Annotated in this window: 8 protein-coding genes; 1 reads left to right on the top strand and 7 read right to left on the bottom strand. The window is 39.1% G+C overall.

The features are described 5' to 3' along the window. Positions 1–4: 4 nt before the first annotated feature. The 7 genes from R2S57_RS13430 to R2S57_RS13400 form a co-directional block, all read right to left on the bottom strand. Positions 5–1,138: a TlpA disulfide reductase family protein gene (locus R2S57_RS13430; protein WP_316845462.1), complete on the bottom strand. Its 1,134-nt coding sequence runs from the start codon at positions 1,136–1,138 to the stop codon at positions 5–7. 68 nt (positions 1,139–1,206) lie between these two features. Next, on the bottom strand, positions 1,207–2,628 hold the full coding sequence (locus tag R2S57_RS13425; protein ID WP_316845461.1) for a PKD-like family lipoprotein: 1,422 nt from the start codon (positions 2,626–2,628) through the stop codon (positions 1,207–1,209). A gap of 10 nt (positions 2,629–2,638) precedes the next feature. Continuing rightward, positions 2,639–3,448 carry a DUF4843 domain-containing protein gene (locus R2S57_RS13420; protein WP_316845460.1) on the bottom strand — a complete coding sequence of 270 codons (810 nt, stop codon included), beginning with the start codon at positions 3,446–3,448 and terminating at the stop codon, positions 2,639–2,641. Between the two features lie 29 nt (positions 3,449–3,477). Continuing rightward, positions 3,478–4,968, bottom strand: a complete 1,491-nt coding sequence (locus R2S57_RS13415) for a RagB/SusD family nutrient uptake outer membrane protein (RefSeq protein WP_316845459.1) — start codon at positions 4,966–4,968, stop codon at positions 3,478–3,480. A 32-nt stretch (positions 4,969–5,000) separates the two neighbouring features. Next, positions 5,001–8,333, bottom strand: coding sequence for a SusC/RagA family TonB-linked outer membrane protein (locus R2S57_RS13410; RefSeq protein ID WP_316845458.1), 3,333 nt, complete (start codon positions 8,331–8,333; stop codon positions 5,001–5,003). Between the two features lie 275 nt (positions 8,334–8,608). Continuing rightward, positions 8,609–9,727: a FecR family protein gene (locus R2S57_RS13405; protein ID WP_316845457.1), complete on the bottom strand. Its 1,119-nt coding sequence runs from the start codon at positions 9,725–9,727 to the stop codon at positions 8,609–8,611. 145 nt (positions 9,728–9,872) lie between these two features. After that, on the bottom strand, positions 9,873–10,457 hold the full coding sequence (locus R2S57_RS13400) for an RNA polymerase sigma-70 factor (RefSeq protein ID WP_316845456.1): 585 nt from the start codon (positions 10,455–10,457) through the stop codon (positions 9,873–9,875). Between the two features lie 360 nt (positions 10,458–10,817). Here R2S57_RS13400 and R2S57_RS13395 point away from each other — a divergent pair, with 360 nt between their 5' ends. Next, positions 10,818–12,089: a carcinine hydrolase/isopenicillin-N N-acyltransferase family protein gene (locus R2S57_RS13395; RefSeq protein ID WP_316845455.1), complete on the top strand. Its 1,272-nt coding sequence runs from the start codon at positions 10,818–10,820 to the stop codon at positions 12,087–12,089. Positions 12,090–12,345 lie beyond the last annotated feature (256 nt).

Raw genomic sequence — 12,345 nt, 5'->3', positions numbered from 1 at the left:
ATAATTAATTGAATATTTCGGCAAGCTTTTTATTTAAAGGTTCGCCACGTAAGCCATTACCGATAATTTTGCCTTGCGCATCTACCAGAAAACTAGCAGGCACGGCACGTACGCCATATAAACGACCTACTTCGTTGTTCCAACCTTTCAGGTCTGAAACATGGATCCAGTCTAAACCATCTTTTTCAATCGCTTCCAACCAGCGTTCCTTAACATTATCCAACGAAACGGATATAATTTCGAAGCCTTTATCTTTATAAGTCTGGTATTGTTTTACCAGGTTCGGATTCTCGGCCCTGCATGGTCCGCACCAGCTTGCCCAAAACTCAACGAGCACCACTTTACCTTTTAAACTGGCCAGCGAAACTGGCTTGCCTACCACATTGTTCTGCGTAAAAAGCGGAGCAACGTTTCCAATAGCAGTAATGCCGCTGGCCGCAATGCGTTGGGCAAGTTCTTTACCCATATCGCTTTCGCGGTAATCTTTATTCAGGGCATTAAAGAGTGGCTGAACTTTAGCTACATCTACCTTGCTTCCGGCAGCTTCTGATAATGCCACTAGTGAGAAATAAGATGTTGGATGTTCTTTTGCAAACTGAAATTGTTTGTCTGTTCTGTTTTGGATGTTTTTCCGGTAACGCAGATCAACTGCTTTCATGTAAGCGGTATCTTTTTGCTGTTCGGGTGTACCACGGTTAAAATCGATATTTACGGCTTTGGTAAGCGCCATAATGGTACCGCCGATGGCTTTGTTATAGGCATCGTATTCCTGGTATACTTTCGAACCACCAAAAACAGCATTCTCCAGAGAATCTTTTGAAGTAATACTAACCTGCTCCTTACCAAAATAAAAGTAAATCACATCGCCAGTATAAACGGCCTTGCCTTTACCTCCACCGGTATGATCGAGCGCCATACGCGCATAGGCATTGCCCGAAATATGTCCTGCAAACTTAAAAGTTCCGTTAACCAATGCAACAGAATCTTCGTGACTTACACCATTGTCCATGTAATCGATATAGGCTTTTGCCGGAGCACCCAATGTGCCTATTTTACCTGTTAAACTAAAATTTGGCGCTTGCGCCCAGCTCAAAACCGGGACTAAAAAGGCCAATACTGCTAATTTTATAATTTTCATTTGTTTGTTTCTTTATGGTCTAAATATTTCCATGCCTAAGATTTTGAAGTCCCGGACATGGAATAAGATTATTTTTTGATGGCGATATCTACAGGATTACCCGGGATTCCCTCAATCTTTTTAATAAACACACCGTTCATTCCGGTCGTTATGTTAAGAAAAGTAACGGTTTCTTCTGTTCCCACCATCAGTGTTTCTTCGTCATCAGAAAGTTTTAGCATTGTAATTGTTTTTCCACTAAAACTGGTGGCCAATTCCCTCAACTCTTCATTTACAGGATTGTACCGGTAAAGTTTATTGCCATTGGCAATATAGATTACGCCATTTTTAGCACCGCTCCACTTTGTATTTTCATTGATTAATTCCTGGCGCACAAAAACACGTTTATGTTGAGGGGTAAAAGTGAATGGTCCGTTAAACTGAACATTGAACTTTAATTCATAAATCTTTCCATCTGTCCCTTTGCAATAGGCAAAACAATCTGCGTTATTAAGCTGCTCCAAATGAATAAGATCCATCCCTACATTTGTAGGATCGAAAGGACTTGTTGTGGAAACCGAGTATTGGGTACCAAAATATACAGGCGCTCCATAAAGATTGATCCTGACAAATTGCTTTCTGTTTTTGTCGAAGCCAATAAAATAAGTAGCCGATTGCGTAAAGCTCATCACAAAAGAGGGAGCCAGTTCATAATCTCCATCAGCAGGTAAACCAAACATCCCATAAGTTGCGGCCTGATCCCATGTACTCGTTGTTCCTCCATAAAACTTACCATTTACAATGCCCATCATTACCCCCTGAGGATGTGAAATAAGTGAACCCACTTCAAGATTATCCGGTTGCGTAAAGAAGTTATCTTTGAGTGTATTTGGATATTTTGGATCTTCCTGCATGGTGTTTGGTTCAAGCCTCACTCCGCCATTTTTTGTAATAATCCAATACCCTAATAAGGTTCCACCTGTAAATGTGTTCCTAAGCAGAAATAAATTGGTGGGGTTTGGGGGCAGATCTTTTCCCTGCATGGCCCTGTACAAACGTGCCTGTACACTACCATCTGGTTTTACAAATGAAAATTGTGTGATTCCATTTTCAACACTCAATACCGAGGTACCATTGGCGAATTCGGTTCCACCTTCGATGTAAAACTTGTGGAAATATTTCATTCCATTCGCTTTGTTGAAGACGGTAAGGCGGGCGGCGTATCTTTTGGCCTGCAAACCGAATATAATCCTTAAAGCCGGGCCGGTATAAAGGACGTCGTTCCCTTCCATTACGCTGATTCTCCATTGAAATTCGATATTCGCAACATCAGCACCTTCAATTTTTGGTTTGATGATCAGACTATCACCTACACTTGCAGTATACACAGAATCGAGGTTTGCCAATTTGGGCTCGACAGGCATATTGATATCATAATTGCCTAGGTCTTTATGACATGCAGCCAGGAAAGCCACACCAATTATTAACAAGATTAATTTTTTAATATCCATGTTTTTATATTTAAATAACCTCATTGCCGTTCTCATCTATAAAATAATATTTACCATTCTGCGTGTTTTTCCGCAAAAGCGTTTTTTTGGCCGGATTGCTCTTGTTGTAGAAATAATAGCTATCCGTATTACCAGCGGTTACCGCTTCAATTACATAACCTTTTGTTGCATTTTTAGTTACCCAATTAAATGGGTTGTTTAACATAGTAGTTAATAAGCCTATATAATAAAGGTTTTTAGGTGCATCCAGTCCGTCGGTAGTCAGGGAGGTTTGTCCGGTTACCAGAATAAACAACTCATGTTTGGTTCTCGAGTAAGGAGGAAGTGGCCAGGAGTCCCACCAATCTGGTTTTTCCAATTTGGCGGAGAAAACTACTTTTGCCCTGATCAGATAAGGGTTTTCAATGCCCAGATCTGATGTACCGGTTAATTTGATCAGTATCGAAACCGATCTGTTTTCCAGTTCCTTATCTTTATTATAAATCACCACAGGGATATAACCTATCCCATTATTGGGAAGAATTGAATATTGAGCTTTCAAAGGTTCATAATGGAGTCCGGGAGTGGCGGTAGAAGAATCGCGGTCTACCCGTGCACTAAATTTGCGATCTGCATCTGTCCTTACGCCAGACAAACGTACCGGTAGCCATACCGTATCCTGTGCTCTTGTAGGATTATAGGCAAAGGTTCTTACTATACTGTCTTTATCACCGTTATAAATATCGAAGTAGACATTTGCACTGTGATCAAAACGCATCTCTTCTGCTTTCTTGCAGGAAGCAAGACAGATGACTGCGAATATTAATATATATACTTTCATAATTTGCTATTAATAATTTTCAAATTGTTTTACCTGCCACCATAAACAATCTCATCGTTAGGAAGAGGAAGTACAAAAATGTTATCGGAAGCAGGAATAATTACACCAGTTTGCCCTACTATGCCTCTATTCAGTCGCTTGTACATATAAAACAACTGACCTTCGGCCAACCATTCTTTACGGGCATCTTTAAGTAGTTCTTTTAATAAATCTTCCTGGCTATTGATGTTCAAAGGATCACCTATTTGCCTCGCTTCACGAACCTGTTTAAGGTAGTTAACCGCAACTGTAGGATTACTTGCATACGAACATTCTGCTGCGATATAATACATTTCGCTAAGCCTGATTGCAGGCGCCATCAGGTAATGTAAATTTGCACCTGCCTCAGCACTTAAAGGGTTTCTGCGGTATTTAACGATGTCGTAAGATCTTGACGATTGACTCGAAGTAGCAGATAGCCAGTATTTATAGCGGGAATCACTTGCTCCGGCAGTTGCCTTTTCATAAATATAATCTGCGGCGTCCTCAATCAGATAAAAACCCCGGGTGCCACTCTGAAACCAATTGTCTTTTATATCTTTTGCAGCTCCGGGGATATACCATCCAAAAACAAGTTCCTTGTAAAGGATACGGTCTTTCTTCGAATCTTCGAATGCCTCAAAATCACTTTTTGCAGTCCAGGGGAATTTTTTTGAGTCGATAACCTCCTTAGCATTAAGTAAGGCTTTAACCTTATCATTTTTATACAGGTAAACCCGGGCAAGCGTTCCGCATACCGCATAATAATTTAAACGGTGCCTTCTGTTCTGCAGGAAAAGACTTGGGTTCGTCTCTTCCGTATTTTTCAGCGTATCGGTAACTAAAGGATAGTTTACGATATAACCAGCACTGCGGATCGGATCGGCAACCAACAGTTGTTTCGACTCTTCCAAATCTTTGATGATGAGATCCATGGTTTCTGTTACTGAAGAAACCGGAGTGATATCTTTCGTGTATTTATTTGCATATGGAATTCCTTTTGCAGTTGGGTTTCTCAAATAAGAAGGTGCAAAAAGACGCAAGAGGTCGAAGTGCAGATATGCTCTTAATGCAAGTGCTTCTCCTTTGATAATGGCGTAATTATTCCCACTAAAAATATTCTTTTTTGCATCTACGTTTTCGAGGATGAGGTTACAGTTTACAATTGCATTGTATAAGCCCGCCCATATTTTATCCTTACGTTTGATAAACTCACCATGTTTATAATTATACAACGAGGTTTGTCTGTAATCCTGTCCATCATCGCGCATCGAGAAATTTTGGGCCAGCACCTCTGTTGTGCCAAAGGTGAGTTCTTTACCATACAGATCTGATTGGGTACTGCGGTTATACACACCATTTATGGCTTCCATAAAACCACTCTCAGTACTGAATAAAATTGGAGCGGCAATCTCTGATTCCGGCTCAATTTCCAGCCACTTCTTACAGGAACTAAATAAGCCTGTTATTAAGATGAAGCAAATTAACAATCTAATTTTCATGTTTTTATATTTTAAATCTGTTAACAGATAGCTTAAAAAGCTGCTCTAACAGAAAAGGTTAAACTCCTGGTAAATGGATAATTAATTCCCCTTTCTTCTTTTACTGATGACCAACGTACTACATCATTGGCAGTTACCTGAAACATTAAACTCGACATCGATAATTTAGAGGCGATTTTTTTATCCATGTCATAAGAAATGTTGAGTGATTGAAGGTTGATTACATTATCCGGCTGTATAAATCTCGAGCTTACATCGGTCTCGCCGTTATCTGCTATATTTTTATAAAACGAGAGGTCGCCAGGCTGTTTCCACTTTTCTTCAAATACACGTTTATCAACGTTATATCTTGGATCAGCATTTTCAACGCGTTCTACTAAAGTCAGGTTGTATTTGTCGCCACCGAAATTGGTCTGAAACTGCACATACAGGCTAAATCTTTTGTAGTTAACGGTTCCACCAAAGTAACCGCTCACTTTAGGGTTGGGATCGCCAATTACTACATAATCTCTCTTATCGTAGTCGTACGTAAGCGTACCATCTTTTTTGAGGTACAATTCGCGTCCGTTCTCCGGATCTATGCCTAAGGAGCGTACACCATAAATGGCATTAAATGGTTGCCCTTCGCTAAATCTAAGTAATGGTATACCTCTGTAACCACCATCTCCAGGTTTTACCGACTGCAGTTCGTCTGCCCGGTCATTGTATTTCTTCAAAGCGTTAGAAATTCTCACCACTTTATTCTTGTTGGTAACCATACTTGCGTTCAGATTAACCGACCAGTCTTTACTTCTTACCGCATCTACTACCAGCCCTAATTCGGCACCTTTGTTCTCCATGTCGCCCAGGTTTTCTTTATAGGATAAAAATCCTGTTGACGGTGGTAAGGTAATATCAGCCAAAATGTCTTTGGTGAACTTTTTATATATCCTCGGCGTAATCATAATACGGTCTTTAAACAGGCCGATATCGATTCCAATATCCGTCATCCTGGTTTTTTGCCACCCAAGATTATCATTCCCATAGCTGTTTACCCCGGCGCCGATACCCGATGAGTACCAATTTCCAGTATTGTACTTATAAATGGTTTTTGATAAGTAAGGATCAAATTCTACCGAACCAGTAAGGCCTGTTGATGCCTTTATTCTCAGTTGGCTGATTACACTATTGTCCTTAAGAAATTCCTCCTGATGCACATTCCATCCTAATCCGAACGACCAAAAAGGAGCGAGTTTATTGTTTACCCCGAATTTTGAAGATCCGTCAATACGAACGGTTCCGTCCATCAGGTAGCGGTTTTTATATGAGTAATTCATGGAAAAGAAAGAGCCAAAAAGCCGTGCTTTTTCCAGATTACTCTGAGGTTTTCCATCTTCAGCATAACCCTTGGCAAATCCTATGCTGGTAAAACGATCATTGGCAAATCCTATAGCCGTAAATTCTTTTTGATCGCGCAGCTCCGTACGGGCATTTACTCCTATTACTGCGTTGAAATAATTATCACCGATCTGCTTTAACCAGGTTAACCTGATATTGCTGTCCCAATAGGTTTCTTTCATTTCCCTATTGGTGTATTCCCCCTTCTCATCTATTTTATCTGTTGTATACAGAAAATATTTATTGGCCTCGGGAGAAGTAAATACGTCGTCAGTATTGGATCTGCTGGTTAAACTCATTTGTCCCCTTAATCTCAGGTTCTTTGCCACCTCGATTTCGGCAGAAAGGTTATCAATAATTTCCGTGTACTTAGATTTATTGAAACTGCTTAAATTGGCATCAAACAATGGATTAAAAACATATTCTTTCGAGCGGTCTTGTTTTTCATATACATCCGAAATCCGCATGGCCATGCCATTGGCATCCTGCAATGGATAATAGGGGTTCATCTTTACATAGTTAGAAAAATCACCATAGGGAGATTCGGTAGCACCCATCTGTGTGATGGATAATTCATTTCTGAATTGAATTTTCTTCACATTATACTGAAAACTCATTCCTCCTGAATATTGATCCCTTTCAGATCCTTTCATTGCTCCAGGTCTTGTTTGGTAGCGCAGGTTTACATTGTATCGAAACGCTTGCGAACCGCCATCTAAATTTATACCATGTTTGTGCCCTATCGTATTGCGCAGGGGTTGCGATAGCCAGTAACTGTTTACGCCACCAACAACATTAGCTTTATTATGGTAATAAATTTCATCGAGCTGATCTTGAGGCACTTGTTGTTTTGCAGAACTATATACGCCTGCCAATACTTCATAATCTAATTTTTCAGCTGCATTTAACACCTGATAATCCGTTAAATCTGCGGCGGTAAGATTCAATTCGTAATTGTATTCTATTCTTAATTTCCCTTCTAATGGTGTTTTAGTCGTAATTACAATTACACCATTGGCCGCGCGCGAGCCGTAAATTGCCGTTGCAGCTGCATCTTTTAATGAGGTAACCGATGCGATCCTGTTCACATCCAAGTCAAATACTTTCTGTACACTTACTTCATATCCATCAAGCATGAAAACAGGCATGTTTGCATTTCCCTGAATTTCATCCCTTCTCAATACCTGACTATCGCCGCTTGGCAGTGCAGAAGCTCCCCTAACATTAATAGAAGGAATTCTGTTGGGGTTAGATCCGGCAAGATTATTATCGATCAGTTTAAAGGAAGGATCGAAAGTACCGATACTTTGAAGCAGATTTTGTGGATTTACCCTTCTTAGCTGATCTCCGGATATCGTAATCGCATTACCTGTATAGTTATCTTTTTTAATGGTTTGATAGCCCGTTACCACCACGTCGTTCATTTGGGTTAACTTAGCGGTAAGCTTAATATTTAAGGTTTTTCCGCTTGTCGCTTTTTCCTCAAACACATCGTAGCCTACATAACTAAAAACCAAAATACTTCCTTCATCAACATTGACCTTAAATTCGCCCTTATCGTTGGTCATGCCCACGCTCGAACCATTTTTAACGGAAACATTAACCCCCGGAATGGTTTCGCCAGTGGTTTTATCAATCACAACACCCTTTACCTCAACTTTTACAGCTGCGCGTTCTGCAACAGCAGGTAAATTCTCCTTGCCACTGATGACGATGGTTTTGTTAACAATGCTATAGCTCAGGTTTTGATCTTTTAAAGAAGCATTCAATGCATCTATCAACGATGCCTTAATGAACTCGACCGTAACATCAGGTTTATCCTGAAGCAGCTGACCTTTGTAAAAGAAAAAATAGCCCGTTTGCTTTTTTATCTCCTTAAAAACTTGTTTAAGCGAGGTTTTTCTTCGAGAGAGCGTTACTGTTTGGGAGAAGGTGGCTGCCGACACATGTAGGGCACCAACCAATAGTAAAATAGCAGTCAATTTCATGACCAATAAAAATTTAATCTTTACCCTCCGCATGTCGCATACGGGGTTGTAAAGGGTAGTTAATTTCATACCTTTGTAATGAATGAGGTTAAAAAATAGCAGCTGGGTTTCGAAGCAAGCTGCTTGTCCAAATTTCTACCGGAAGCGTTGTCGCGCTTTCGGTTTTTTTTAAAGGTAGGATGCTAAATTTCTGGTAGTTTTTTCATCATAAAGTTTAGTTTGTTTGTGAACTGGTTGGTTGATTTCTCGGCTGTTTAAAGAAAAGCCATTCTTATTTAATCTCTTGTTACGGTAAGTACCTTGCCCCTGGCATCAATATGAACGTGGTTAAGTTCTAATATCTTAAATACCTCTGCGAGGTTGCTATTTCTTGGTATCTCGCCAACATATTTTTCTGTCGAAATTTTGCCTTCATAAACCACGTCTACATCATACCAACGCGAAATCTGTCGCATGATACTTTGTAGATCCTCATTATCGAAAGAGAAAATATTATTCTTCCAGGCCATTTCTTTATCGATATCAACCTGCTGATCAACAATTAATCTGGCGTTGTTGATGTTTAATTGCGATTGCTCTCCAGGATGTAAGTTTACACTAGCTGAAGCCGTACTCACTTTAACAGCGCCTTCCAAGAGAGTGGTTTTAACAACCACTTCATCGTTATAAGCGTTAATGTTGAAATGAGTGCCCAAAACTTCTACTGTTTGTGCATTTGTTTTTACCTTAAAAGGACGGGTATGGTCTTTTGAAACCTCGAAGTAAGCTTCACCAGTAAGTTCCACTACCCTTTCGTTTTTAGCAAAGGCATACGGATATTTTAAGGTGGTGGCTGCATTGAGCCAAACTTTTGTTCCGTCAGGCAAGCTCACCTGATATTGTCCGCCACGCGGTGTGCTAATTGCATTCGAGCCTGTAAGCGCGGCATTTTGTACATCGTTGATCACATATTCAAGCTGACCGTTTTTAGCCTTACGGATTTCGATGCCATTTTGATTGGCAATCTGGCCATTTTTGGCATCGTCTAAGTTAACCACAGTACCATCAGCCAAGGTTAATATGGCTTTATTTCCACCAGGAAGAATATCTTTTAGTTCTGTTTTAGCGCTTAAAGGCAAAGTATTGCGACCGGACATAAAATAAAATCCGAGGCCAAAGCATAAAACAATACTTGCTGCAATGGCAATACGTTTTACCGTGATCAACTTTACAGACTTTCCGCGTGGACTTAATTTATTCCAAACTTCTTCCTTACTGCTTTCGATGGTAGAATGGGTCGGAGCTGCAGTTTCATCAGGCAACTGAAGATACCAATCTTCAACAATAGCCATTTCTTCTGCCGTACAATTACCTGAAAGGTACTTATCTAAAAGCTTTTTCGAATTTTTCTCCATTAAAAAAGAAATCTAGTTTGGTTGATTAGTATATATACGGCGAAGCCATATCCCTGGGGGTATATAAAATGTACTTTTATTTAAAATAATTTTATTTAGCTCATTTAAAATAAGAAAACATGTTTTAAAACGAGTATCACTAAGGTTATCTGTAAGTTTTCAATAAGAAAGCAAGGTAAACTACGAGTCCTAATCTATTTTTAAGAATCCTTATGGCGTTTTTAACCTGTGTTTTAACAGTTAGCTCAGAAAGCCCTAGTTCAAGGGCAATTTCTTTATGTGATTTATTTTCTTTTCGACTTAAAATAAATATTTCACGCATTTTGGGTGGCAAAGCGTCAATTTCCTTCTCAATCAATACAGCCATTTGCTTTTCGCGAACAAGATAATCAGTTAACACATGGTCCTGATCGATATAATCTTGCAGGGAATCTACGTATTTGCTTTCTACCTTTTGGTGTGCAAATACATCTAAAACTCGATTTCGGACTGCTGTATACAAATAAGCCGACAAGTTACCATCGGGTGCCACTTGCATACGTTTTACCCACAACGACTCGAATAGTTGGTGGAGTACATCTTTGGCTTCTTCTTCGTCGTTTAAACGTTTATTCGCATGGATAAAAAGTAGACCATAAAAACGGTTGTAGATTTCGGTAAATGCCAGTTCATCACCTTGAGTTAACAAGAATGCCAATTCGCTATCAGAATATGAACTGTAAATACGCATAGAGATTACACAAAGATAATATAAATACAATCGATTTCATTGAGTTGTATCTGGGCTTATCTTACTTATATCTTGATATTTGCAATTTTTCAGCTAGAAAGGATGTTTTTTGATTTTAAACAAGAAAATAAAACGGTTTTAAAAGTTTGTGTAAACGTAGAAAGACTAAAAATAAATCGATCAAATGGCGCCCAACAACCTAGGATTTAAACCTCTTAATACAATGTTCATTTACGAACGAAAAGCGTTCACTTATGAACATATTTAAAGAACTATCGCTAAAATATCATCCAAAATCCATTTAAATAAAGATTATCTCTCTTGGCACAGTCTTCGCCATTAGCGATATAAATTCAAAAAATGAAGAAGATACTAGTATTTGCCCTTATGCTTAGTTCCATATTATCGCAAAACATTTACGCTTGTACAGTGATCTCATATGCACTAAATGGTGAGGTATATGCTGCCGCCAATGAAGATGATGATATGGGTTTTGCCAGGATTTGGTTTAATCCAAAAACTACCGAAAGATATGGATCGGTATGTTTTGGACTCCCCGATTTACAGGCACAAGCTGCTATGAATGAGTATGGTTTATTTTATGATTTTACCGCACAGAATATCGATCCTGCTAAATACCATCCTAAAAATATTTATAATGGAGATCTTTTTTTTGAAATCCTTGGCAAATGCAAAACAGTAAAGGAAGCCCTGGTTTTCCTGGAAAAATACGATTACGCCATCAGTTCACAAGTATTAATTGCCGATGCACTAGGGAATTCGATGATCATCAATGCAGGAACAAAACTAACTAAATCTGGCCATTACCAGATCAATACCAATTTTGATATTTCTAACCTTAAAACCAAAAACTATTCGTGCAGAAGATATGATATCTCAGATGAAATGTTAAAGGAAGCAAAAACCATAAATGTTCCCTTTCTACGCGACATTTTAAACCGTACCCGGCAAGAAGGAAAATTATCAACCATTTATTCCAACATCTACGATCTTAAACGAAAGATCATTACCGTGTACAATTTTCATGATTTTGAACATCCTTATGTAATCGATTTAAAGAAGGAGTTAACCAAGGGCTACAGGTTAGAAAAATTAAGTAATTATTTTCCTGCAAGTTTTGCCTACGAACAATTCTCCATGAGCGATCGGGCCATGTACCGTAAGGAAATGATCTTGGATGAGATCAACGCGAAAGGTTTACAGCCTACCTTGAACCACTATTTTGATGTAAACAAAGTTGCAGTAAAAAAAGACAGTACGATCAATGGCGTGCTACTGGAGATTGGCATTCAATTGATTAAAGACAGTTATAATCAGCATGCCAATGGAGGGATATGGGAATATTGGTTTGCCATGCCAAATGGTTTTAAAATAGAAAACTTTAATGACAAACGACTAACAGCAGCCACTGAAATCTTCAACTATCTAGGCACCGAAAAGGATTTAGATGTTAAACTAAAGAATTTTATCCTTGAACTTAGTGCATATGTAAATCTTATTCAGGGCGACCAGCAAAGGGCAAAAGAATATTATGGAATAGCCGCCAGTAATACTACCGATAGCTGGCCGATATCCTTTAACCGATCCAGGAAAATGTTGGCGCTGTTATAAATTAGTTTTAAAGGAAATCAAAAAGAGATTATATATTAAGTTGTAAGGTGATTTTTCATGCTGAGCATATCGAAAGGCCTTGCTACACATTTAACAAGTCCTTCGACATGCTCAGGATGACAATTATCCTACCGTTGACGTTATTTTGTAATTATTTATTAATGAGTAATTTAAAGGTATTTGCATTTCCTCCCAGCTAGGCCAAAGCACCTCATCCACGTTCAACTAGGACCCGGCCTAACATCCCGATAGCTAT

Source organism: Pedobacter psychrodurus, assembly GCF_032678585.1.
Lineage (GTDB): Bacteria > Bacteroidota > Bacteroidia > Sphingobacteriales > Sphingobacteriaceae > Pedobacter > Pedobacter psychrodurus_A.
The sequence above is the reverse complement of the archived record's forward strand: the minus strand, read 5'-3'. Positions and strand labels throughout refer to the sequence as shown.

Bases quoted from the DNA above. Each gene is read 5' to 3' on its own strand.
- R2S57_RS13420 (WP_316845460.1), bottom strand. From the start codon at position 3,448: ATGAAAGTATATATATTAATATTCGCAGTCATCTGTCTTGCTTCCTGC.
- R2S57_RS13430 (WP_316845462.1), bottom strand. From the start codon at position 1,138: ATGAAAATTATAAAATTAGCAGTATTGGCCTTTTTAGTCCCGGTTTTG.
- R2S57_RS13395 (WP_316845455.1), top strand. From the start codon at position 10,818: ATGAAGAAGATACTAGTATTTGCCCTTATGCTTAGTTCCATATTATCG.
- R2S57_RS13410 (WP_316845458.1), bottom strand. From the start codon at position 8,333: ATGAAATTGACTGCTATTTTACTATTGGTTGGTGCCCTACATGTGTCG.
- R2S57_RS13400 (WP_316845456.1), bottom strand. From the start codon at position 10,457: ATGCGTATTTACAGTTCATATTCTGATAGCGAATTGGCATTCTTGTTA.
- R2S57_RS13415 (WP_316845459.1), bottom strand. From the start codon at position 4,968: ATGAAAATTAGATTGTTAATTTGCTTCATCTTAATAACAGGCTTATTT.
- R2S57_RS13425 (WP_316845461.1), bottom strand. From the start codon at position 2,628: ATGGATATTAAAAAATTAATCTTGTTAATAATTGGTGTGGCTTTCCTG.
- R2S57_RS13405 (WP_316845457.1), bottom strand. From the start codon at position 9,727: ATGGAGAAAAATTCGAAAAAGCTTTTAGATAAGTACCTTTCAGGTAAT.